Raw genomic sequence first — 23,626 nt, forward strand, 5'->3', positions numbered from 1 at the left:
TCGCCGCCGCCCCGTTCCCTGCGAACCGCCGCCGCCCGGGCGCCCGCGGTCCAGGGCCGGGCGTGCTTGTCACACGCGCGCTTGGCGCGCCCCTCACACGGCGTCGGAGAGCGCCGCGGCGAGCCGCAGATGCCCCCTGGCCTCCTCGTCACGGCCCATGCGCTCCAGCGTCCTGCCGAGCATCAGGCGCGCGTAGTCCTCCACCGGGTCGCGCTCCAGCACGGCCCGCAGCTCGGTCTCCGCCTTCGCCAGGCGCGCCGAGTGGTAGTAGGCGCGCGCCAGCAGCAGGCGGGGGCCGGTCAGCCCGGGCTCCTCCTCGACCAGGCCGTGGAGGATTCCGGCCGCGATCACATACTCCTTGGCGTCGAAGAACTGCCGCGCCCGCTCCCAGCGCTCCGCAGGACTCCCGTGCCCGTAGTACGTCTCGTCCACAGCTACCTCCTTGTCGTGTCCCCGACCAGAACAGCGGACGGTGCCGCCGCATTCCGCCCCCTCCCGCGCCGCGCGTTCAGGCGCCGCCGCCCCCGCGTTCACCGCCGACCGGGCGGACGGCCTGCCCGGCGCCCACCCGCCGCGCCTCGAAGCCCGCCCCCGGGCCGGGCGGTGGCGATCTCCTCGACTTGGGCCAGCGCCGCGTCCGCCGCCTGCACCGCCCCGGGCAGCGCCACCCGCCGCACCACCGAGCAGGACACGTCGCCCTCGTTCCACTGCTCGCCCGCGAGCTGCGCCGCCATCACGGCGTACCCCCGCGCGAGGACGGCGAACGCCGCGGCGCACGCCACCGCCTCGCACGCCCCCGGTGCGGCCCGCCGCGCGGCGGCCGAGGCGGCGGCGGTGAAGTCGGCCAGGGCGCACAGGATCTCGTGGTCGAGGGAGCGGAAGTACACCTGCCCCGTGCAGTCGAGGACCCGCGAGAACCCCAGGTGCTCCCGCACCCGCCGCTCCACCCGGGCGAGCGCGGCCGTGTCGCCGCCGAGGAGGTCGAGCATGTCCTGCGCGGTGCCGACGGGACCCTTGATGCCGCGCAGCGGATACCGCTCCAGCACCGCGCCAAGACGCCTCCCGGCCGAGTCGAGCACGGCGGCGGCCTCCCCGCGGCCCCGCGGCGGCGGCCCGGACGCGTGGCCGAGCAGGGCCACGAGGCCCGCGGCACGCCCGCCCAGGTGCGCCAGCGACATACGGACCCGGGCCTGCATGACGTTGTCCGTGATGTCGCACGACGTCAGCCCCTTGTGGATGTGCTGGTGCCCCGCCAGCGCGTTGAACTCCTCAAGGCGCGCCTTGAGATCGTGCCGGGTGTGCCGCTCCCGCCGCCGGATGGCGTCGAGGTCGACAAGGCCCACCACGCGCGCATAGGCGGCCAACGCCCCGGCGGGCACCGCGAGACCCTCCTCGCACTGGGCGCGCAGCACCGTGAGCCACAGCCGCCGCTCCAGCACCACCTGGGTGCGCGGCGACCAGATCCCCGTGACGGCGGCCGACACGTACTCGCAGGCCAGCACGTCGGGCGGGGCGGAAGGCGGCGGCACACCCCCGGCCTGCTGCGGCGGGTGTCCGGGGACGGAAGGCATCACCATGCTTGCTGCTCCGGGTCGCGGCGAAGGCGCCCGCAGGGGGGCGGCGCGCCGGGGTGCGGACCTGACCTACCCCGCCGCCCGCGGCCCGCGTCCACTCACAGGAGTGGAGTGGAGGCGAAGCGGCCCCGCCCGGGAGCGCGGACGTCATGGTGCGTGGGCCGCGCGCCCCCCTGTCCGGGGGAACGTCGCAGCCGAGGGGCTTGATTTCCCACAGGTGCGCGCAGACTGCTCCTGACGTGCCCTGCCGGGGCGTCGCCCCACTCCCCCCATGCCCGCCGCCCCGGGCGCCGCGGTCGCGGCCGCGCCGCCCTGCTCCCCGCGTGGACGGCGCGGCCCGGTGGCCCGCGTCCGCGCCGCGCCCCCGACGGGCGGGCACACCCGACCGTACGTGTGGAGGTTCCATGCCCGAGACCACGACACCGGTGGACGCCACCGCGCGACCACCCACACAGGCCGCGCAGGGGCCCGACCCGCGCGCCCTCTGGCCCGCCCTCCAGAGCGCCCGCCGCGAGCGCCGCGACCGGCTGCTCGCCCCCGTCGCGGAGGTCGCCGGGAGACCCGCGGCGCCGCGCCACCTCACCTGGGTCGGCGACCTCCAGCAGGGCGACGGCGGCAAGGGCGCCATGACCGACAGACTGGCGGCCTTCCACCACATCACCGCCCGCGTCCAGGGCGGCGACAACGCCGGGCACACCACCGTCTTCCAGGACGGCCGCGGGGACACCCGCGTCCTCAAGAGCCACCTGCTGCCCTCGGGGCTGCGCCACCCCGGGGTGTTCGGGGTGATCGCCAACGGTGTGCTCGTCAACGCCGAGACCCTCGCCCACGAAGTCGCGGGATTCCGCGCCGGGCTGCCGCCCCTGCGCGGCAGACTCCTGCTCAGCGACCGCGCCCACCTGGTGCTGCCCCTGCACCGCGAGGCCGACGGCCGCCAGGAGGAGGAGCGCGGCAGCGCGCACGCCATCGGCACCACACGCCGCGGCATCGGACCCGCCAACGTCAGCAAGGCCAACCGGATCGGCATCCGCGTCGGCGACCTGCGCGACCCCCGGCTGCTGCGCCGCCGGGTGGAGCAGAACGTCCGCTTCTTCGGCCTGCCCCGCGAGCGCACCGACGAGCAGGTGGCCTGGCTCGGCCACCACCGCGACCTGCTGCTGTCGCTGGCGGGGGACTCGGTGCTGCTGCTGCGCGCCGCCGCGGACGCCGGCTACTCGATCGTGCTGGAGGGCGCCCAGGGGCCGATGCTCGACATCGAGCACGGGGTCTACCCGTACGTGACCACCTCTCCCACCGCCTTCTACTCCGTCGCCGGCGGCACGGGGCTCGACGCCGCCGCGGTCGACCACCGTATCGGCGTGCTGAAGGCGTACCAGACCATGGTGGGCAACGGCCCGTTCGTGACCGAGGACCACGGCGCCCTCGGGGACCGGCTGCGGGAGGCGGGGGACGAGTTCGGGACGACGACCTCGCGGCCCCGGCGGTGCGGCTGGCTCGACCTCGTGCACGCCCGCTGGGCCGTCGAACTCAACGGCTACTCCAGCGTCGTGGTCACCAAGCTCGACGTCCTCGACGGGTTCGACCGTATCGGTCTCTGCGTGAGCTACGAGCCCGCCGCGGGCGGCCACGGCGAGTTCCGGCCCGACCACGCCTACCTCGGCGGCTGTGCCCCGGTGTACTGCTGGCTGCCCGGCTGGCGCACCCCCACCAAGGGCGTGCGGCGCCAGGCCGACCTGCCCGTCGAGGCCCGCGGCTTCCTGCGGTACGTGGCCGACTACCTGGGCGTCGAGGTGACCGCCGCCGGGGTGGGCCCCGCCGAGCAGGACATCGTCGTCACCCCGGGCGGCGAACTCGCGCGCCTCATGGCACCGGCCGCCCCGGGACCCGCCACCCAGCCCGCCGCGGGCGGCTCCGTGCCGGGCCCTCGCCGGGTGGCCGCCCCGTGACCGGGCCGCCCGCCAGCCCGCGGGGACACGGCCCCGCCGACGCCCCAGGCCCCGCGGACGGCGCGGGCGCGCCCGCGCCCCGCAGCCTGTGCGTGTTCTGCGGCGCCAGCCCCGGCACCGACCCGCGCCACCTGCGCACCGCCGCCCTCCTCGGCGCCGAGTGCGCGCGGCGCGGCACCCGGCTGGTGTACGGCGCGGGCGGCATCGGCGTCATGGGCGCGCTCTCGGACGCCGCCCTGGCCGCGGGCGGCACGGTGGTGGGGGTGATCCCCGAGGCGCTGATGGCCCGCGAGTTCGGCCGCGCGGACCTGACGGAGCTGCGGGTGGTGCGCTCCATGCACGAGCGCAAGACCCTCATGCACCGCCTCAGCGACGCCTTCGTCGCCCTGCCCGGCGGATACGGGACGCTGGAGGAGCTGTTCGAGATCACCTCCTGGGCCCAGCTCGGCCTGCACCGCAAACCGGTCGTGCTGCTCGACGAGGCCGGCTTCTTCGACCCCCTGACCCGCATGCTCGACCACGCCCGCGACCAGGGCTTCGTCTCCCCGTCCGAGCGGCGGCTCGTGCGGCGCGCCGCCACCGTCGAGGAGGCGCTGCGGCTGGCCGCCGCGGGAGCGCAGCGGGACGGCGGCGCACCGCCCGGCCCCCTGACGACGGACCAGACGTGACCCCGCGGCGGCCGGAACACCCGCGCCCGCCCCGGCACAGGGCCACCGCGCCCCACCCCGACGACGGAGGAACGCCCGTGTCCGCACCACCACCGCGCTTCCCCTTCTCCTTCCGCGGCGACCGGCTCGCCCCCGAACTGGCCGCGATGGCCGCCGCCGGGCCGGTCGGCCGGGTGACCACCAACACCGGCGACACCGCCTGGCTCGTCGCCGGGTACGAGGAGGCACGTGCGGTGCTGCGCGACCGCCGCTTCAGCCTCGGCCGCACCTCCGACCCCGACTGCCCCCGTCAGGACCCGCTGCTGCCCCCGCCGACCGTCACCGACACCATCGGCCACTTCCGGCGGTCCGGCACCCTCGCCGCACTCCACCGCGGCGTCGGCCCCGAACAGGAGCACCTGACGCGGGCCAGGACCGCCGAGACGGTCCGCGCGGTCCTGCGCCCGTTCCTCGCGGGCCCCGGGCAGCCCGCCGACCTCGTCGCCGGATTCGTCGTCCCGGTCTCCCGCGCCCTCACCTTCGCGCTGCTCGGACTCACCGACGACCCCGGCCTCGACCACACCACCCTCCTCGGCATCTTCCGCACCGGCGCCGCGTCGGAGCACAGCGTGCCCCGGGACTGGGACGCGGGCCGCGCGTACATGTACGGGCAACTGCCGCGGCTGCGCCGGGAGGGCGGGGGGCTGCTCGGCAGGCTCGTCGGGCCCGCGGACCGCTCGGGCGCCCTCACCGAGGAGGAGCTTGCCGACCTCTTCCTCTTCCTGCTCATCTCCCAGTACGGCAACCCCGCCACCTTCCTCGGCGCCGCCTGCGTCGCCCTGATGCGCCACCCGCGGACCATGCGGCGGCTGCGCCGCTCGCCCGGGCTGATGCCCCGCGCGGTCGAGGAACTGCTGCGCTGGACCGTCTTCCTGGGCGACGGCCTGCCCCGTATCGCCCGCGAGGACGTCACCGTCGGCGGCGTCCGCATCCGCCGCGGCGAACTCGTCCTCGTCTCCACCGACGCCGCCAACCACGACCCCCGCGTCTTCCCCGCGCCCTGGCGTCTCGACATCGACCGCGACCCCTGCCCCCACCTGCGCTTCAGCGACGGCCGCCACCGCTGCCCCGGCAGGTCCCTCGCCGTCTTCCAGGCGTCGGTCACCCTGCGGACGCTGCTTGAGGAGACCCAGGAGCTGACGCTCGCGGTGCCCGCGGACGACATCGACTGGCACTCCTACCACGCCATCACCCTGCCCCGCTCCCTGCCGGTGCGCTGGCGCGCCACCCCCCACGGGCCCGCGGCCCACGGCACCGCCCCCCACGACACCGCGGCCCCCACGCCGCAAGAGGCCCCACACCACTGACCCCGCGCCCCGCCCCCACCGGCCGGGTCCGGCCGCCCCGCACCCGCACCCACCTTCCGGAGGAACCATGCTCCCCGCCATGTCCCGCGCCCAGCGCGAGCGCTTCCTCGCCGGGACACACGTCGCCGTCCTGGGCGTGACCGACCACAGGACCGGAGGCTCCGCGCCCCTGCTGACCCCGGTCTGGTACGCGTACGAACCCGGCGGCGAGGTGCTGGTGCAGACCGCGCGGACGGCCGTCAAGGCCCGCCTCCTCCGCGCCGCGGGGCGCTTCAGCCTCTGCGTCCAGGACGAGGGCGCGCCCTACCGCTACGTCAGCGTGGAGGGACCGGTGGTGGGGGAGCGCGACCCGCTGCCGGAGAGCGTGCGCACCACCCTCGTACGCCGCTATCTCCCCGAGGAGCAGGTCGCGGGCTACCTCGAAGCCACCGCGGGCCAGCTCGACGAGGACGTGCTGTTCCACATGCGCCCCGAGCGCTGGCGTACCGCGGACTTCGCCGCCTTCGCCACCCGGTTCTCCTGACACCGCGCCGCCCGCCGGGCGCCCCGCGGCCCACCGGGGAGAGCCCCGCACCCCTTCCCGCGCTCCACGAGAGAGGCCAGACACACCCATGCCCAGCTCCTCCTCGCCCTCCCCGCCGACCGGCCGCGCCCCCACCGCGCCCGCGCTCCCCGGCTACGCCCAGGCGCGCCACCGGCGGCTGCACGAACTCTTCGACGCACGCGCCGAAACGCTCGGCCCCGCGACCGCCGCCCGCCACCACGGCAGGGAGATCAGCTACGCGCGGCTGCGCCGGGACGCCGACACCCTGGCCGCCCGCCTGGTACGGGCCGGGGTCACCCGGGGCACCCCCGTCGGCGTCTGCGGGCGCCGCTCCCTCGAAGCGCTCGTCGCCTTGCTCGGCACCCTCAAGGCGGGCGCCTGCTACGTGCCCCTCGACGACGAGCTGCCGCCCGCCCGGCTGCGGGCCATGGCCGAGGACGCCGACGTGCGCAGCGTGGTCGTCCTGCCGGGCAGCACCTGCCGGGTCCGCGGCGTCAAGGCCCGCGTCGACCTGCCGGGCCTCGACACCGACGCCGCCGACAACACCGACGCGCCCGCGCCCGCGGCCCCGTATGTCCCGGGAGCCGCCACCGACCTGGCGTACGTGATGTTCACCTCCGGCTCCAGCGGCCGCCCCAAGCCCGTCGCGGTGCCGCACCGCGGAGTGGTCCAACTCGTGCTGTCCGAACCGGAACTGCCGCCGCCCGGCCCCGACGACGTCGTCCTGCACGGCTACGCGCTCTCCTCCGACGCCTCCACCATCGAGATCTGGGCCGCCCTCCTCGGCGGCGCCCGCCTCGAACTGGCGGACCGCGAGGAACTCGTCTCCCCGCCCGCGCTCGCCCGCCGCCTGGGCGGCGTCACCGTCGCCTACCTGACCACGGGCGTCTTCCACCACATGGCGCGCTCGGCGCCCGCCGTCTTCGACGGGCTGCGGCTGCTGACCTCAGGCGGCGAGGCCATGGACGCGGAACTCGCCCGCACCGTGCTGCGCACCTGCCCGCGCACCACCCTCGTCAACTTCTACGGCCCCACGGAGAACTCCGTGGTCTCCACCTTCCACCGCGTCGCGGAACTGCCCCCCGACGCCGTCTCCGTCCCCATCGGACGCCCCTACGGCGCCGCCACCTGCCACGTTCTGCGGCCCGACGGCACCGCCGCGCCCGACGGGGAGCCGGGCGAACTCGCCGTCGGCGGCGACGGCCTCGCCCAGGGGTACGTCGGTGACACCGGGACCACGGAGGAACGGTTCACCCGGGTCCCCGCCGCGCCCGGCGCCCGCGTCTACCGCACCGGCGACCGGGTGCGCCGCCGCCCCGACGGGCTGCTCGAATACCTCGGACGGCTCGACCGCCAGGTGAAGATCCGCGGCCACCGGGTCGAGCCCGACGAGGTGGAGGCACGGCTGCGCAGCCACCCGGACGTCGGCGAGGCCGTCGTGGAGCCCGCAGCGAACAGGACCGCCCTCCTCGGCTACGTCACCCCCGCCGTCCCCGGCCGCACCCCCGACCCCGGGCTGCTGCGCCGCTACTGCGCACAGTGGCTGCCCGCCGCGTGCGTACCGCGGCTGACCGTCCTCGACAGGTTCCCGGTGACCGGCGCGGGAAAGGTCGACCGCAAGGCGCTGCTGGCACGCGCCGACTCCCCGCGGCCCGCGGTCCCTGCGCCCAGGGCCGCGTCCGAGCCCCCGGCGGGCGGCCCCGGGCCCGACCCGCTCGCCCTGCTGCTCGCGGAGGTGTGGACCGAGGTGCTGCGGGTCACGCCCGCCTCCGGCGACAGCTTCTTCGACCTCGGCGGTGAGTCGCTGCTGGCCGCCGAGGTCGTCAACCGCACCCTCGCCGCCGCCGGACTCGAACCCGTCCACGGCACCGGCCTCGTACGCGCCCTGCTGGCCGAGCCCGCCTTCGGCGCGTACGTACGGGCGGTGGCACGCGCCGCCGCGAAGACCCAGGCCGTCGACCCGGGCGGAGGCGTCGACTTCGCCGGGGAAGCGGACCTCGGCTTCCCACTCCCTGAACCCACGGGACCGCCGCCGCGGCCGGGCAGCCCCGCGGAGGTGCTGGTCACCGGGGCCACCGGATTCGTCGGCGCCTTCCTCCTCGACCGGCTGCTGCGCACCACCGACGCCCGCGTCCACTGCCCCGTACGCGCCCGCGACCCCGAGCACGCCCGCCGCCGGCTGCTGGGCACCCTCGACCGCTACGGCCTCGACCCGGCGCCCGCGGTGCCCGGCCGCGTCGTCGCCTTCCCCTGCGACCTCACCGCGCCGGGACTCGGCCTCGACCCCGCGCACCAGGGGTGGCTGAGCGGCCACCTCGACCTGATCCTGCACAGCGCCGCCCAGGTCAACTTCCTCTATCCGTACACCGCGCTGCGCGCCGCGAACGTCGGCGGCACCCGGGAGGTCGTACGGCTCGCCGCGCCCCGCAGGGTGCCGGTGCACTTCCTGTCCACCGTCGCCGTGCTGGCGGGCTTCGGCACCGCGGGGGTGCGCACGGTGGGCGAGGACGACCCGCTCGACCACGCCGACCGGCTCACCATGGGCTACGCCGAGAGCAAGTGGGTCGCCGAACGCCTGCTGGCGAACGCCGCGCGGGCCGGCCTGCCCACCGCCGTGCACCGGCCCTACGAGATCACCGGGGACACCGGCAGCGGCGCCTGCAACACCGAGACCGCGATCTGCTCCCTGTTCAGGATGGTGGCCGAGACCGGCAAGGCGCCCGACATCGCGCTGCCGATGGACTTCGTGCCCGTCGACCACCTCGCCGCGGCCGTCCTCCACATCGCCACACGGCACCCGGCCGACGGCCGCACCTACCACCTCACCAACCCCCGCCCCGCACTGCTCGGCGACGTCCTCGACCGCATGGAGCGGCTGGGCTACACCCTGCACCGGCTGCCGTACGCCGACTGGGTCGAGGAGTTGGTGCGGCACGTCGCCGCCCACCCCACGAGCGCCACGGCGCCCTTCCTCTCGCTCTGCGTGGACCGCGGCAGGGGAGCGGAGATCTCGGTGAAGGAGATGTACCTCCAGGACGTCTTCCCGCGGCTGTCCAGGACCAACACCGACGCCGCCCTGTCCGGCAGCGGACTGGTCTGCCCGCCCGTCGACACCCGGCTCATCGACCACTACCTGCGCTACCTGCTCGCCTCCGGCTATCTGCCGCCGCCCCGCTGACCCCAAGAGAACCGGCCGCCCGCCCGCGCCGCCGGGCGGGCCCCGCCGGAGGAGAGGAGGACCCGGTGAACCGACGCGACGCGCTGAGACGGGCCGCGGCGGCCGGTGCCGCGGCCCTGCTGCCCACCGCGGCGTACCCCGCGGTCTCGCACGCCCACACCGAGCGCTACCTGGGCCGCACCATCCGCATCGACACCCCGCACGGCACACCGCGGGTGACGATCGACGGCCGCGAGCTGGAACTGATGGCGATGGGCCCCGACGCCTACCTGTCCCCGCTGTGCCACTACGCCCTCGACCGTGACCCGGTGACGGCCGCAAGGCGCGCCGTGCGACGGCTGCGCGGTGCCGGGCTGCTGCGGCCCGGCGACGGCCGCCCCTGGCCCGAGCTGCCGGGCCCCACCCGGATCGAGCCGCGGGCCCGCCCCCACGTCCGCAGGAACTACCTGGAGCTGACCGCGGAGGAGCGGCGCCGCTTCGTCCGCGCGGTACGGGAGACCAAGCGGCGCGGCAGCTACGACACCCTGGTCGCCGCGCACATCCGGGTCAACTCCGCCGACTACATCCACCACGACCACGGCTGCCGCACCGCCCACCTCTCGCCGTCCCTGCTGCCCTGGCACCGGCAGTTCCTGCTGCTCTTCGAGCGGGCGCTGAAGGAGGCCGACAGCTCGGTGAGCCTGCCGTACTGGGACTGGACCAGGGACCGCGGCGCCGGATCGCCGCTGTGGGCCGACGACTTCATGGGCGGGAACGGGCGCCCCGGCGACGGGCGGGTGACCACGGGCCCGTTCGCCCGCCGCCACGGCTGGCGGCTCGGGACCAACGTCAGGCCCACGGGCGACGAGGTGCCCTGGCTCAACGGCCACTACACCGAGGACGACCGCGACTTCCTGGTGCGCGACATCGGCCCCGCGGGGACGCTGTCCACCGCCCGGCAGTTGGCCGACACCCTGGCGCTGCCGGTCTACGACTGCCCGCCCTGGAACCACCTCAGCGGCCAGGACGCCCCCTACCCCAGCTTCCGCAACCACCTGGAGGGCTACGCGCGCTTCCCCTGGGAGGCGTCGTTCGGCAAGCTGCACGCCGCCGCGCACGCCTTCGTCGGCGGCCACATGGACTTCATCGGCTCCCCGAACGACCCCGTCTTCTTCCTCCACCACTGCTTCATCGACAAGATCTGGGCGGACTGGCAGCGCCTGCACCCCACCGTCCCGCACTACCTGCCCCGCCACCCCACCCCCGACGTGCCGGGGCTGCACACGCCGCTCGCCCCCTGGCACACCATGACCCCCGCCGACCTGCTCGACCACACCAGGTTCTACCGCTACGACACCTGACACCGGCCGCCCCGCAGGAGCACCGGCGGCCGGTTCAACGCGCCCGGCCCCGGCGCTTCGACGGCGCCCGCGAACGGGGCGGCGCGCCGGTCGACTCGCGCTTCAGGAGGGTGCCGGACACCACGATCTGGGTGGGCCGCTCGCGCGGGTCCACCTGGTCGAGACGGCTGACGAGGAGATGCGCGGCGAGCAGCCCCAACTCCCTGATCGGGAACGCGTACGTCGTCACCGGCGCCTGCGCGACCTGGTACCAGTCGGGGTCGCCCATCCCGGCGAGGGAGAGCTGCCGGGGGATCGTGACGCCCCTGCGCCGGGCGGCGAGCAGCGCCCCGAGCACGAAGTGGGAGCTGGCCGCGATGACCGCCGTGGGCGCGGGCCGCAGGTCGAGGAGTTCGTCGAAGCCGCGCTCCCCGCCGGGGACCGAGTACTCGCGGTGCACCACGCGCAGCAGCCCGGGGTCGCGGCCCGCGGCCCGCAGCGCGTCGAGCGCCCCGTTCACCCGGCGGCGGGTGGTGCTGTAGCCGCGCGGGCCCGCGATCATCCCGATCCGCTCGTGCCCCAGGCCGACCAGGTGCTCGGCGATGCGGTGCGCGCCGACGTCCTCGTCGTGCACGATCCCGTCGAACGGCGAGGACGTCGTGCGCCGGAACAGCTCCACCAGCGGCACGTCGGCCGCCCGCTCGTCCACGGTCACGGGCGTCGTCGCCGACGACGGCACGTAGAAGATGCCCGCGACGTGCTGCTCGTAGAAGTGCGCGAGGCAACGCCTGTCGGTCTCCCGGTCGTTGTTCGTGACTTCGAGCAACAGCCCGTAGCCGAGGTCGCGCAGCCGGCTCTGGAGGACGCCCGCGATGCCGTAGTACGACGGGTTGAACACATCCGGGATGATCAGGCCGATGGTGTTGCTCCTGCTGCTGCGCAGTCCGCGCGCGAGCGGGTTGGGCCGGTAGCCCAGCTCGTCGGCCAGCGCCCTGATGCGCTCCCGCAGCTCGGCCTCGACGTACGGATGCCCGCTGAGGGCACGGGACACCGTCGAGGCGGAGACCCCGGCCAGACGGGCCACCTCGCGCATGGTCGTCATCTGCAAACGATACCAGGGGCGTTGCAGAGTCATCGATCTTGACGAATTGACGGCGCACAAACAGACTCCGTTTCATGGCCGCCGATCAGAATGTCGATGACATGTATCGAGCGAAATCCAGCAGATGGGAATTCAGACCCCGTACCAAAGGCTCTGCAAGTTCCGCGGGAGCGCGTGCCGTCGCGTATTTCTTTTCGCTGCCCTCCGCCGTGCTGGTACTGCTTTTCGTCTTCGTGCCACTCGTCATGGTGGTCGTGCAGAGCCTTCAGCACGTGGAGACCGGCAGTGTCGCGGGACCGTACGCCGGATTCGACAACTTCGCCTGGGTCCTCACCGACGGCTATTTCTACCGGGCCCTCGCGAAAAGCGCGGTATGGGTGTTCGGCGGTTTGATCCTTGAGTTCCTGTTCGGGCTGCCGGTCGCGCTGTTGCTGCACCAGAGCTTCCGAATGCGTTCGCTGGCGCGTGCGCTGGTGCTCTTTCCCTATCTGCTGCCGTCCGTCGTCGCGGTGATCACATTCCGTTTCATGTTCCAGGACCTCCTCGGCATCGTGAACCGGGTCCTCATGGCGCTGCATCTGATCGCGGAGCCCGTCACCTGGCTCGGCGACCCCACGCGGGCGATGCTGATGGCGGTCCTCGTGAGCGGCTGGAAGTTCTTCCCGTTCGTGGTCATCGCGCTGCTCGGCGCCCTCCAGTCGATCCCCGACGACCTCTACGAGGCCGCGGCGGTGGACGGGGCCGGCCGGCTGCGCCGGTTCACCAGCGTCACCCTGCCGCATCTGATGCCGGTGCTGCTGCTCGTCGGACTGCTGCGCACGATCTGGAACTTCGACAAGTTCGACGTGGTGTTCATGCTCACCGGGGGCGGTCCAGGCGACGCCACGACGACCGTTCCCGTCGCGATCTACCGGACGGCCTTCCAGGACCTCGACACCGGGCGGGCGGCGGCCATGGGCATCACCCTGTTCGCCATGCTCATGGTCCTCGCGGGGGTCTACCTCTGGTTGATGCGCAGAGCCGAGGAGAAGATGTGATGACCGCATCCGCGTGGAACGTGCGTTGGCGCGGCAGCCGGGCCGTTGAGCGGACCCTGCTCCATGTGTGCGTGGTGGCCGTGGTCCTCGTCGTCGCCCTGCCGCTGCTGTGGATGACGCTGTGCTCGCTGAAGTCCACCCGCGAACTCGTCGGCAGCCCGCCCACCGTGCTGCCCGCGCAGTGGACCATGGACAACTACCGGAGCCTGTTCACGACGACGACGTTCGGCACGTTCTTCGTCAACAGCGCGCTCGTCGCCGTCGGCACGACCGTGATCTCGGTGGTGATCGGCAGCCTCGCCGCGTACAGCATCACACGGTTCAGGTACCGCGCCACCTCGCTGTTCGCGAAGGGCATGCTCCTCGCCTACATGACGCCCTCGGTGCTCATGGCGACCCCGCTGCTCATCGTCCTGCTGAAGCTCGGCCTCGTCGACAGCAGGATCGGCCTGATCGTCGCCGACACCACCTTCACACTGCCGGTCAGCGTGTGGCTGATGCGGTCGTACTTCCGGGCGATCCCCGTCGAGTTGGAGGAGGCGGCCATGGTCGACGGGTGCGGGCGGCTGCGCGCGCTGATCAGGGTGACGTTCCCGCTCGCCATGCCGGGGGCGGTCTCCGTGGCCCTGTTCGTCTTCGCGCACGCGTGGAACGAGTTCCTGTTCGCGCTCATCTTCATCGCCTCGGCCGGCAAGAAGACGCTCCCGGTCGGCATGGAGGAACTGCTCACCCAGAACCAGGTCGAGTACTGGGGCGTGCTGCTCGCGGGCGGTGTGCTGATCACCCTGCCGGTGATCGTGCTGTACGCGGCGCTGCAACGGAAGATCGTCGCCGGGCTCGGCGCGGGCGGGCTCAAGGCGTGACCGGGGACGAGCACCCGGCGGACCAGAGGACAACACGACCGACCGGTCACCGACTGAGGGGAACCGAGGACGAGATGGGAACGCGGATCGAACGGGCCGAGGCCGTCGCCGTCGAGGTGCAACTGCCGGCGACCTTCCTGGGCAGCACATACTCGGTGCCCACCCGCAACACCGTCATCACCAGGCTGCACACCGACGACGGCCTGGTGAGCCAGGTCTACAACGGCGACCCGCCATCGGCCGCGCGGACCATCGCCCACACCGTCACCGAGGAACTCCTGCCCGCGCTCGTGGGCCGGAGCATCTTCGACCACCGGGCGCTCTGGGCGGCCATGGGCGACCGGGTCAGGCACATGCGGGACAAGGCCGTCGGCATGCAGTCCGTCGCCTGCCTCGACACCGCCCTGTGGGACCTCAAGGGCAAGGCACTCGGCACCAACGTGGCCTCCCTGCTCGGCGGGAACGCGACGTCGGTGCCCGCGATGGCGATCGCCGGGTACTACGCCGAGGGCAAGACCCTCGACGACCTCGCGGAGGAGATGCGCGGGCTCGGGGCCGCGGGCGTCGCAGGGTGCAAGGTGAAGGTCGGCGGGCGCACCCCGGCCGAGGACGCCGAGCGCGTCGCCGCGGCACGCGACGGCGGCGGCCCCGGGTTCGCCCTGGCGGTGGACGCCAACCGCGGCTGGACGGTGCGCGAGGCCGCCGACTTCGCCGCGCGCATCGCCCACCTGGACATCAAGTGGTTCGAGGAGCCCTGCCACTGGTACGCGGACGGCGAGTGGATGGGGCAGCTCGCCAGGCGCTGCCCCCTGCCGATCTGCGCCGGTCAGAGCGAGATCAGCAGCCATGGTATGCACCGGCTGTTCGCCGCGGGCGGTGTGGACGTGATGAACTTCGACGCCTCGGAGGCCGGGGGCCCCAGCGAGTGGCAGCGCGCCCACGCGGTGGCGGGCATGTACGGCGCCGGGGTCGGGCACCACGAGGAACCGCAGATGGCCATCCAACTCCTCGCGTCCACCCCGGCACGCACCTATGTCGAGTGCTTCCCCGACCCGGACCGCGACCCCGTCTTCGCCCACATGATGACCGCGGGGCCACGCCTCGGCGACGGTGTGATCTCGGTGCCGCAGCGCGACGGGTTCGGCCTTGAGTTCGACGAGGACTTCGTCGGCCGGCACACCGTGGAGGTGTGCAGGTCATGACCGCGGTGACGCGGCGCCGCTTCCTCACGTCCGCGGGCGGCGCCGCGGCCGGCGGCGCGCTGGCCGGCTGCGGCACCCTCGCCGGGGGCGGGAAGGGCACCCTGCGCTTCTTCCACAACGAGACCGACCCCGCGACCGTGTCGTTCTTCCACCGCGCGATCGCGGCCTACGAGCGCGACCACCCCCGCGTCCACGTCGAGATGGAGCTGGTCAGCACCGACGGGCGCCTTCAGCGGCTGCTCAGCATGCAGGCCATCAGACGGCTGCCGGGCATCTTCAAGATCCTGCCGGAGGAACGCCACATGTTCGCGAAGAAGGGCATGCTGGAGCCCCTCGACGACGTGGTGGACCGGATCGGCAGGGACGACTTCGTCGAGCACGCGCTCATCCCCATCGACGGCGTCATCTACGACATCCCGTACACGCTCGACCCGTTCAGCGACTACTGGTACCGCGACGACCTGCTCACCGCGAAGGGCCTGCGCCCCGCGACGACCTGGCGCGAGTTCGCCGACTCCTCGAAGGAGCTGCGCCGCGGCGCCAAAACCTACGGCACCGCGATCCCGGCGAGCATCGGCAGGGCGGGGGACATCTTCTTCGCACAGGTCCTCTGGTCCCAGGGCGGCACGTTCTTCGACAAGGACTTCGCCGTCAGTCTCGACCGCGGCGACGCCGCCGTACGGGCCCTGGAGATCGTGCGGGACCTCGCCGCCGCGGCGCCGCCCGGCATCAAGTCGTACTCCTACGACGACATGGTCAGCACCTACGTCAGCGGCCAGATCGCCCAGGTCGTCTACGACCCCGGGGTCGTCACCACCGCGCAGAGCACCGCGAAGGACATCCTCGCGAAAACCAGGACGGGCCCCCTGCTCATCGGCGACTCCGGAATCGGAATCGGCTACCAGAACCCCAACCTCTTCACCATCTCCACCAAGGAGTACGGAAATCCGGACGTCCCGGTCGCCAAGGACTTCCTGCGCCACGTCCTCACCGGATCGCGCGCGCTGGAGTTCAGCCTCACCGACTACCCGAACTACGTGCCGCCGCTCGCCAGCATCCAGAAGGAGATCTCCCGGACGAAGAACGTGCTGAACGACGCGTACGGTCCGCTCGTCAAACGGGCCTTCGACCTGCGCAACACCATGGATTTCACCAGGGAGGCCGGGGCGCGCGTGGTGGACGGCGCGCTGGTGACCACCGGCACCGTGAATCCCCACAGCCGCTTCATCAGCGACCGGTTCATCGGCGCGAACCTCATGCAGGAGGCGTTCTCCACGCACACGTCATTGCGGCAGGCAGTCAAGAAGTGGGCAGACGAACTACGGAAGGCGGTAGACGAGTGACTGGAGCGTCGGGGACCGAGGGACTGTCGGTACGCCGCAGGCTCGGGGGCGCGCCGAGCGGCGAGATGGCCGAGTTCGTGTTCGGGCCCTCGGTACAGCGGCAGTTGACCTACAACGCGGTCCACGAGGTGGAGACCCACCTCGCGCACGTGCTGATGCTGGTACGGCAGGGCATCGTCCCGCCCGACGCAGGCGCGGCCCTGCTCGGCGCCCTGGTGCGCCTGGAGGACGGCGGCCGCGCCGAGGTCACCGTCGACGGCACCGAGGAGGACCTGTACACCTATGTGGAGCGGTGGGTCATCGGCGAGGTCGGCGGCTACGCGGGCGGCATGCTCCAGACCGCGCGCAGCCGCAACGACCTGCACACCACGGCCTGGCGGATGGCGCTGCGGGAGCGGCTGCTCGCGGTGTGGGACGCGCTGGCGCACCTGCGCGAGACGCTGCTGCGGCTGGCGGACACCCACGCCGAGACGGTGATGCCCGGGTACACCCATACCCACCACGCGCAGCCCATCACCTTCGGCTACTACCTGCGCTCGTTCGTCGAGGTGCTGCTGCGCGACGGCGAGCGTCTTGTGGGCGCGATGAGCCGGGTGAACCTGTCGCCGCTCGGCTCGGCGGCGCTGTCCGGGACCTCGTTCGACATCGACCGCGCGTTCACCGCCGACCTTCTGGGCTTCACGGCGCCCCTCGACGTCTGCTACGACGGCGTCGCCTCCCGCGATGACGGCTACGAGGCCGCGGGGCTGCTGTCGGGGCTGTGCGCCTCGCTGTCCAGGCTCGCGCTCGACATCCAGCTCTGGTGCACCAAGGAGTTCGGATTCCTCGAATTGAGCGACGAGTTCGGCGTGGCCAGCAGCATCATGCCGCAGAAGAAGAGCCCGGTCGCGCTGGAGCGGGTCAAGGGGCTCTGCGGCTCGGTCATCGGCAACGGCGTCGGTGTGCTCGCGTGCGCGAAGAACACCTCGTTCGCCGACGTCAACGACGGGGCGACGGAGGTCAACGGCCCGCTGATGGAGGCGGCGGTGGGCACCCGCATGGCGCTCGGGCTGCTGTCCGGCATCGTCGGGACGCTGTCGGTGCGCCCCGAGCGGATGCTCGACGAGGCCGCGAGCGGCTTCGGCACCGCCACCGACGTCGCGGAACTGGTGGCCAGGACGGGCGGGTTGTCGTTCCGCGTCGCGCACAACATCGTCGGTGTCGCGGTGCGCCGTGCCCTCGCGGCGGGCAAGGAGGCCAGGGAGCTGACGCCCGACGACCTCGACGCGGCGGGCGCGGAGGTGACCGGCTCCCCGGTCGGCGTCCCCGAGGCGGACCTCGCCGTCGCGCTCGACCCGGTGCACAGCGTCCAGACGCACACCATGCTGGGCGGCCCCGCCCGCGCCCCGCTCGCGGACATCGCCCGCAGGCAGCGGGCACGGGCCGACGCCCAGCACACCGAGATGGCCGCCACCGCCGACCGGGTCGACGACGCACGCGCCAGGCTCTGGTCGCTGGCCAGGCAAACGGCGGCGTGAGGCGCGATCCGGCCGCGGACGGGGACGGGTCCGCGGCCCGGGCCGTACGGGTCACCGTGCGGCGAGCGGCCGCCGCCCTCGAACCGCTCCGGGCCGCGGTGCGAGGGCACGGGCTCCACGTCGTCGGCAACGGGCGGCGGCGCGGCGGGCGGACGGGTCAGTTCGCGAGTGCCCCGTACTGTCGGCAGGCGAGCGGCACGAAGACGAGGGTGAGCAGGGCGGGCCAGATCAGGGCCAGGGCGATGGCGTGGTCGGCGGCCCAGCCGCCCGTGTTCCAGCCGGGGTTGCCGAACAGCTCCCGGATCGCGGTAGCGGTGGCGGTCAGGGGGTTCCAGGTGGCGATGGCGCCGAGCCAGCCGGGCATGGTGTCGGGGGAGACGTACACGCTGGAGAGGAACCCGACCGGCCAGACCACGACCTGTACGGCCACCGCCGACTCCGGTGTCCTGAGCAGGAGCCCGAGGTGGACACCGACCCAGGTGAAGGCCCACCGCAGCCACAGCAGCAGCCCTGCGGCGGCGAGGGCCGGGGCGAGGCCGCGCTCGGGCCGCCAGCCGACCAGCAGCCCTGTGCCGATCATGACGGCCAGGCCGACCAGGGCGTTGAGCATGTCGGCCGCGCTGCGACCGGCGAGCGCGGGTGCGGTGCCGACGGGCAGGGAACGGATGCGCTCGGTGACGCCCTTCGCGGTGTCATGGGCCACCGAGACGACGAGGGATTCGAGCCCGAACAGCATGGTCATGGTGAGCATGCCGGGGATGAGGAAGTCCATGTAGTCGCCGCCCGGCAGGGACATCGCCCCGCCGAAGAGGTAGCCGAACATCAGCACCATCAGGACGGGGAAGAGGAAGCCGAGCAGGATCGACACGGGGCGTTGGCGCCAGTGGGTCAGGATGCGGCCGGCCAGGGTGGCGGTGTCCCGCACGGCGCTCGCGCGGTGCCCGGACGGTGCGGTGATCGCGGCGGTGGGCGCGCTCATGCGGTGATCTCCTCGTCCTGCGGGGGTGTGACGGTGGGGTGTTGTCCTGTGAGGGCAAGGAACACCTCGTCGAGGGTGGGCTTGCGCACGGCGGTCTCGACACGGTCGGGGCCCACACGCGCCTTCAACTCGTCGGGCGTTCCCTCGGCGACGACACGGCCGGCGTCGATGAGCGCCAGCCGGTCGGCGAGCCGGTCGGCCTCCTCCAGGTACTGGGTGGTGAGCAGCGCGGTGGTGCCGGCCGCCACGATCTCCTTGATCATGGTCCACACCTCGTTGCGCGCCCGCGGGTCGAGACCGGTGGTCGGCTCGTCCAGGAAGAGGACCCGCGGCGAGAGGATGAGGGCGGCGGCGAGGTCGAGGCGGCGGCGCATTCCGCCGGAGTAGCCGGCGACCGGCCTGTCCGCGGCGTTGGTCAGCCCGAAGCGTTCGAGCAGTTCGCCGGCCCGCCGCCGGGCGACCGCGGACCGCAGGTGGTACAGCTTGCCGAACAGGACCAGGTTCTGCCGCCCGGTGAGTATCTCGTCCACCGATGTGTTCTGGCCGACGAGGCCCATCCGGTAGCGCGCCGGGCCCGGGTCGGCCAGCACATCGCATCCGGCGACGCGGACCTCGCCCGCGTCGGGGCGCAGCAGGGTGGTGAGGATACGGACGGCGGTGGTCTTCCCGGCCCCGTTCGGCCCGAGCAGCCCGTACACCGTGCCCGTCCGCACCCGCAGGTCCACGCCGTCGAGCGCCGTCCTGCCCCCGAAGCTCTTGCGAACGCCGGTGGCCTCGATCGCCCAGTCGTTCTGGGCCCGCTCCGATATTTCTTCGTATGGCATACGGAGAACCATAGCGCAACATCGTACGCCGTACGAAGCGGTGTAGTCTGACGCCCATGGCGACGGAAGAGGGCAAGGGCGCGACGGACCCCGCGCGGACGATCGCGACGCTGTGGGGCACCCGGCAGCCACCGCGCCGCGGCCCCCGGCACACCCTGACCACCGGGCAGGTCGTCGCCGCCGCCGTCGAACTCGCCGACGCCGACCAGGATCTCGGCCTGCTGTCGATGCGGCGGGTGGCGGAGGCCCTGGGGGTGGGCACGATGTCGCTCTACACCTACCTCGCGTCCCGTGACGAATTGCTCGAAGTCATGCTCGACACCGTCTACGCCGAGGCCGTGACCGAGTTCGGGACCCGCCCCGAGGACGAGGGCTGGCAGGACGGCCTGCGCCGCGTCGCGCGGGTGAACTGGGATCTCGCGCTGCGCCACCCCTGGGTGCTCCAGATCTTCACGGGCCGCCCCCCGCTCGGCCCCCACACCGTCGCCAAGTACGAACTGGAGCTGGGTGTCATCGAGGGTATCGGCCTCGACGACATCGAGATGGACGCCGTCCTCACCCTGGTGCAGACCCATGTCGAGGGCGTCGCCCGCCGGCGGGTGGAGGCGGACCGCGTCGTGCGGCGCACCGGGGTCACCGACGCCCAGTGGTGGGAACGCGTCGCGCCCCCGCTCTCCGAGGTCCTCGACCCCGCACGGTTCCCGCTCGGCTCGCGGGTGGGCCAGGCCGCGGGCGAGGCCCACCAGGCCGCCCACAACCCCGAGCACGCCTACCGTTTCGGCCTCGAACGGCTGATCGCCGGCATCGAGGCCCTGACCGCCGACCGCGGCCGCGAGACCGCCGACTAGCCGGACAGGGCCAGGTACTTGACGGCCGTCAGCTCGTCCAGCGGGTGCTCCGCCACCCGCCGCGCCAGGGCCATCGCCGCAGCCGCCACCTCTGCGGCCGGTACGACCCTGTTGACCAGGCCGTATGTGAACGCCTCGCGGGCGTCGAAGCGGTCGCCCGTGAGGGCCCAGCGGGCGCCCGCCGGGTGGGAGGTGCCCAGCTCTCCCGGCGGGCAGTTGACGGGGATGCCCCAGGCGACCTCCGGCAGGCCGAACACCGCGTCCTCCGCGACGACGCGGAGGTCGGTACGGAGCATGAGGGTCAGGCCGCCGCCCAGGCAGTAGCCGCGCACCGCCGCGATCACCGGCTTCCACAGCGGCTGGGCCCTGTCGGGGCGCACCGCGGCCCGCGGCTTCGCCAGATCCCCCAGCGGCGGCGGGTGCGGAATGGTGTCCTTGAGGTCGGCGCCCGTGCAGAACGCCCGCTCGCCCGCCCCGGTCAGCACCACGGCCCGCACCCGGTCGTCCTCGCCCGCCTCGCGCCAGGCCGCGGAGAGGTCGCGGTAGTCAGGACCCGTCAGGGCGTTGAGCCGCTCGGGCCTGTTGAGCGTGAGGGTCAGCACCGGGCCTTCCCGGGTGACGTCGATGGTCATCGCACCGCTCCTTCCGCGGGGCACGCGCGGGCGCGGCCCCGGATCACTCCGGCAGTGTGCGCCCTCTGGGCAGCGCCTCGGCCGCGAGTTCCCCGCCCGCGAGCGCCCCCGGCTCCTCGGGGTCCTCCGCGCCCAGCGCCTCGCTCAGCCGCTTGCAGACCGCGAGCAGCCGCTCCGTGGGCTGCGAGGGGCCGGGCTCCGGCAACTGGGAGACCGTGCCGAGGATGCTGACCGCGCCCACCAGCTCCCCGGCCTGGAACACCGGCGCCGCGTACGCCCGCAGCCCCGACAGCACCTCCGTGTAGGCGAGCCCGTCCCGGCGCACCGCCTCCAGGGTGCGTTCCCGCTCCGCGAGGTCCGCGGCCGGGTCCTGCTGGCTGTCGAACCGCTCCCGGGCGGTCGGCGAGAACGCGAGGAAGACCTGCCCTGCCGCCGAGTCGAACGCCGGAAGGTGGGAGCCCTCGCGGATCTTCAGCGACACCAACTGGTCGGTGTTGTCGTTCTCCCGCACCACCAGCGGCGCGTCCCCGTCCCAGATGGTCAGCAGCGCCGTGACCTGGGTCAGCCGCACCAGGCGCTCCAGCAGCGGGCCCGCAAGCTCCGCGAGCGGCAGCCCGTTGAGCGCCACGGCGCCGAGCCGCACCAGTTTCGGGCCGAGCCGGTAGCGGCTCCTCCTGGTGTCGTAGGAGAGCATGCCGGTCTGCCGCAGCGAGTGCGCGTACCGGTGCAGGGTGGTACGCGGCCACGGCAGCAGTTCCTGCATCTCCGCGAGGGTCAGCGTGGCCCGCCGTGAGGTGAACAGGTCCAGCACCGCGATGCTGCGCTCCACACTGAGCAGCGGGTCGCCGCGTCCGTCCGCCATGCCTCGTCCTCCTCAAGCCCCGCGCACCGCACGGGCCCGTCGCGTACCGCCGTGACCAGAGGATAGGCGAGCCGGCGCCCGGCTCCCGCGGGGCACGTGCGCTCACCGCGCCACCTCCCCTGAAGGCCCCGGGACCTGCCCGGAAGGCGCCGGGTCGGCCGCAAGACGCCCGGGCAGCGCCTTGCGGTCGGTCTTGCCCGCCGGGGTCTTCGGGATCGCCGCCACGAACCGCAGGGTGCGCGGCAGCTTGAAACCGGCGAGCCTCGCCCGCAGGTGCGCGGTCAGCGCGTCCTCGGTGAGTGTCGAGCCGGAGGCGCGCACCACCAGCGCGGCGACCCGCTCGTCCCACTCCTCGTCCGGCACCCCGAACACCGCGCAGTCCAGCACCTCGGGGTGCTCCACCAGGGCGGCCTCGACCTCCTTCGGGAACACGTTCTCGCCCGCGGTACGCACCATGTCGCGCAGCCGCCCGACGATGCGCAACTGCCCGTCCGCGCCCTTGACGCCCAGGTCGCCGGTGTGCAGCCAGCCGCCCTCGAACGCCGCCGCGGTGGCCCCGGGGTCGTCCAGGTAGCCGAGCATCACGCTCTCGCCGCGCACGCACACCTCCCCGGTACGCCCGTCCTGCACCGGCCGCAGCGCGGGATCGAGCAGCGCCACCGTCACCCCCGGCACCGGGGTGCCGACCGCGTCGAGGGTGTCGGGTACGGCGTCCTCGGGGCGCAGGGTGGCGATGAAGGAGCCCGCCTCGGTCTGCCCGTACACATGCTCAAGGCGTATATCGCGGGCGCCGCGCTCCTCGAACGCGGCCACCGCCCGCGGCACAAGACGGCTCGGCTCGTAGCTCGCGTACATCAGGCGCCGCAGCGACGCCAGGTCGGTGCGGCCGAGCCGGGGCGCGTCGAGCAGCCTGGCCAGCACCAGCGGCACCGCGAAGAGCGAGGTGCAGCGGTGCCGCTCGATCAGCGCGAGCGCGGTGTCGGGGTCGAACTTCCGCATCAGCACCGCCGAGCCGCCCGCCAGCAGATACTGCTTCAGGAAGTCCCAGCCGCCGGTGTGGTAGAGCGGCTGGTAGGCGAGCAGCCGGTCGTCCGGGCGCACCCCGGACGCCAGCGCCGCGCCGAACGCGTCGCCCAGGCTGCGCCGTTGGGAGAGCACCGCCGCCTTGGGGGCGCCCGTGGTGCCCGAGGTGAACAGCAGCAGATGGGGGCTGTCGGGGCCCACCTCGGGGTCGGGCGCGCCCGCACCGGCCGGGAGCGCGGCCCCCGCGGCGGCGACGCAGTCCGCCCAGGTGGTGTCCTCGCCCCCGGTGAGCATGGTGGTGTCCGCGCCGCAGTGGTCCAGGGCGGCGGACAGCACCTCGGCGCGCTCCGCGGAGCCCGCCGCGAGCACCGGGCGCGCCATGCCGAGCGGGACCGCCAGCTCCGCCGCGGTGAGCCGGGTGCTCAGCGGTACGAGGACGGCGCCGATGCGCGCGGTGGCCAGGTAGAGGGCGACCATGTCGGCGCACGGGTCCTCGGCCACCGCCACCGGGTCGCCCGTGTGCACCCCGAGCGCCCGCAGCCCGCGCGCCAGCGCGGTGACCCGTAGGTGCAGGGCGCCGTAGGTGTGTTCCCCCGCGTCGTCGATGAGCGCGGTGCGCTCGGGCCGCCACTGGGCCTGCGCGGCCACCAGGTCCGCCAGGGTGGGCGGCGGCGGTGCGCTCCGCGGGCGTGCCACCCGGGCGGCGATGCCCGCGGGGACCGGTAGCGGCAGGGCGGGGGAGTGGGTGTCACGGGGGCCCGGCACGGCCGCCTGCGGTGTGCCGCGGGCCGGGGCGCCGCCCTCGGGTGCGTGCGGCAT

General features: G+C 73.8%; 19 protein-coding genes and 1 pseudogene. 12 read left to right on the plus strand and 8 right to left on the minus strand.

What is annotated here, in order from left to right; translation table 11 throughout:
* Positions 1 to 93: 93 nt before the first annotated feature.
* Positions 94 to 432, minus strand: coding sequence for a tetratricopeptide repeat protein (locus ACIBIW_RS23825; RefSeq protein ID WP_399339015.1), 339 nt, complete (start codon positions 430 to 432; stop codon positions 94 to 96).
* Between the two features lie 98 nt (positions 433 to 530).
* Entirely contained in the window at positions 531 to 1,577 is a 1,047-nt protein-coding gene (locus ACIBIW_RS23830; protein WP_399339016.1) for an adenylosuccinate lyase, read from the minus strand.
* A 401-nt stretch (positions 1,578 to 1,978) separates the two neighbouring features.
* Here ACIBIW_RS23830 and ACIBIW_RS23835 point away from each other — a divergent pair, with 401 nt between their 5' ends.
* The 6 genes from ACIBIW_RS23835 (at position 1,979) to ACIBIW_RS23860 (ending at position 10,596) form a co-directional block, all read left to right on the plus strand.
* A complete protein-coding gene (locus ACIBIW_RS23835) occupies positions 1,979 to 3,520 on the plus strand; it encodes an adenylosuccinate synthetase (protein WP_399339017.1) in 1,542 nt (513 codons plus the stop codon).
* Positions 3,517 to 4,188, plus strand: a complete 672-nt coding sequence (locus tag ACIBIW_RS23840; protein ID WP_399339018.1) for a TIGR00730 family Rossman fold protein — start codon at positions 3,517 to 3,519, stop codon at positions 4,186 to 4,188. The genes ACIBIW_RS23835 and ACIBIW_RS23840 overlap by 4 nt, the downstream gene beginning before the upstream one ends.
* A 77-nt stretch (positions 4,189 to 4,265) precedes the next feature.
* Positions 4,266 to 5,534, plus strand: a complete 1,269-nt coding sequence (locus ACIBIW_RS23845; RefSeq protein WP_399339019.1) for a cytochrome P450 — start codon at positions 4,266 to 4,268, stop codon at positions 5,532 to 5,534.
* Between the two features lie 79 nt (positions 5,535 to 5,613).
* Positions 5,614 to 6,057, plus strand: coding sequence for a pyridoxamine 5'-phosphate oxidase family protein (locus ACIBIW_RS23850; protein ID WP_399339020.1), 444 nt, complete (start codon positions 5,614 to 5,616; stop codon positions 6,055 to 6,057).
* An 88-nt stretch (positions 6,058 to 6,145) separates the two neighbouring features.
* Positions 6,146 to 9,256 carry an amino acid adenylation domain-containing protein gene (locus tag ACIBIW_RS23855; protein WP_399339021.1) on the plus strand — a complete coding sequence of 1,037 codons (3,111 nt, stop codon included), beginning with the start codon at positions 6,146 to 6,148 and terminating at the stop codon, positions 9,254 to 9,256.
* Between the two features lie 65 nt (positions 9,257 to 9,321).
* Complete coding sequence (locus tag ACIBIW_RS23860; RefSeq protein ID WP_399339022.1) at positions 9,322 to 10,596, plus strand: tyrosinase family oxidase copper chaperone; 1,275 nt, start codon at positions 9,322 to 9,324, stop codon at positions 10,594 to 10,596.
* A gap of 34 nt (positions 10,597 to 10,630) precedes the next feature.
* Here the strand turns inward: ACIBIW_RS23860 and ACIBIW_RS23865 are convergent, their stop codons facing one another.
* Complete coding sequence (locus tag ACIBIW_RS23865; RefSeq protein WP_399339023.1) at positions 10,631 to 11,677, minus strand: LacI family DNA-binding transcriptional regulator; 1,047 nt, start codon at positions 11,675 to 11,677, stop codon at positions 10,631 to 10,633.
* A gap of 209 nt (positions 11,678 to 11,886) precedes the next feature.
* Here ACIBIW_RS23865 and ACIBIW_RS23870 point away from each other — a divergent pair, with 209 nt between their 5' ends.
* From ACIBIW_RS23870 to argH, 5 genes are all read left to right on the plus strand, one after another.
* Complete coding sequence (locus ACIBIW_RS23870) at positions 11,887 to 12,714, plus strand: carbohydrate ABC transporter permease (protein ID WP_399339024.1); 828 nt, start codon at positions 11,887 to 11,889, stop codon at positions 12,712 to 12,714.
* Positions 12,714 to 13,577 (plus strand): carbohydrate ABC transporter permease, encoded by an 864-nt coding sequence (locus tag ACIBIW_RS23875; protein ID WP_399339025.1) that lies wholly within the window; start codon positions 12,714 to 12,716, stop codon positions 13,575 to 13,577. Before ACIBIW_RS23870 ends, ACIBIW_RS23875 begins: the two co-directional genes overlap by 1 nt.
* A 74-nt stretch (positions 13,578 to 13,651) precedes the next feature.
* Complete coding sequence (locus ACIBIW_RS23880) at positions 13,652 to 14,779, plus strand: mandelate racemase/muconate lactonizing enzyme family protein (protein WP_399339026.1); 1,128 nt, start codon at positions 13,652 to 13,654, stop codon at positions 14,777 to 14,779.
* Entirely contained in the window at positions 14,776 to 16,122 is a 1,347-nt protein-coding gene (locus ACIBIW_RS23885) for an ABC transporter substrate-binding protein (protein WP_399339027.1), read from the plus strand. Before ACIBIW_RS23880 ends, ACIBIW_RS23885 begins: the two co-directional genes overlap by 4 nt.
* Positions 16,119 to 17,639 (plus strand): argininosuccinate lyase, encoded by a 1,521-nt coding sequence (argH, locus tag ACIBIW_RS23890; protein ID WP_399339028.1) that lies wholly within the window; start codon positions 16,119 to 16,121, stop codon positions 17,637 to 17,639. Before ACIBIW_RS23885 ends, argH begins: the two co-directional genes overlap by 4 nt.
* A 157-nt stretch (positions 17,640 to 17,796) precedes the next feature.
* Here argH and ACIBIW_RS23895 read toward each other — a convergent pair whose 3' ends face one another.
* Positions 17,797 to 18,618 carry an ABC transporter permease gene (locus tag ACIBIW_RS23895; protein WP_399339029.1) on the minus strand — a complete coding sequence of 274 codons (822 nt, stop codon included), beginning with the start codon at positions 18,616 to 18,618 and terminating at the stop codon, positions 17,797 to 17,799.
* 83 nt (positions 18,619 to 18,701) lie between these two features.
* Positions 18,702 to 19,442: pseudogene (locus tag ACIBIW_RS23900) on the minus strand (ABC transporter ATP-binding protein); the annotation flags it as partial.
* A gap of 56 nt (positions 19,443 to 19,498) precedes the next feature.
* Between ACIBIW_RS23900 and ACIBIW_RS23905 the strand changes: the two are divergent.
* Positions 19,499 to 20,290, plus strand: coding sequence for a TetR/AcrR family transcriptional regulator (locus ACIBIW_RS23905; RefSeq protein ID WP_399339030.1), 792 nt, complete (start codon positions 19,499 to 19,501; stop codon positions 20,288 to 20,290).
* Here the strand turns inward: ACIBIW_RS23905 and ACIBIW_RS23910 are convergent.
* The 3 genes from ACIBIW_RS23910 to ACIBIW_RS23920 all read right to left on the minus strand — a co-directional run bounded on the left by ACIBIW_RS23910 (position 20,287) and on the right by ACIBIW_RS23920 (position 23,626).
* Positions 20,287 to 20,922 carry an enoyl-CoA hydratase/isomerase family protein gene (locus ACIBIW_RS23910; protein WP_399339031.1) on the minus strand — a complete coding sequence of 212 codons (636 nt, stop codon included), beginning with the start codon at positions 20,920 to 20,922 and terminating at the stop codon, positions 20,287 to 20,289. The genes ACIBIW_RS23905 and ACIBIW_RS23910 overlap by 4 nt on opposite strands.
* A 43-nt stretch (positions 20,923 to 20,965) precedes the next feature.
* Positions 20,966 to 21,784, minus strand: a complete 819-nt coding sequence (locus ACIBIW_RS23915; protein ID WP_399339032.1) for an IclR family transcriptional regulator — start codon at positions 21,782 to 21,784, stop codon at positions 20,966 to 20,968.
* Between the two features lie 102 nt (positions 21,785 to 21,886).
* On the minus strand, positions 21,887 to 23,626 hold the full coding sequence (locus ACIBIW_RS23920) for a class I adenylate-forming enzyme family protein (protein ID WP_399339033.1): 1,740 nt from the start codon (positions 23,624 to 23,626) through the stop codon (positions 21,887 to 21,889).

The sequence above is a fragment of the Streptomyces sp. NPDC050560 genome, from assembly GCF_044457285.1.
GTDB lineage: Bacteria > Actinomycetota > Actinomycetes > Streptomycetales > Streptomycetaceae > Streptomyces.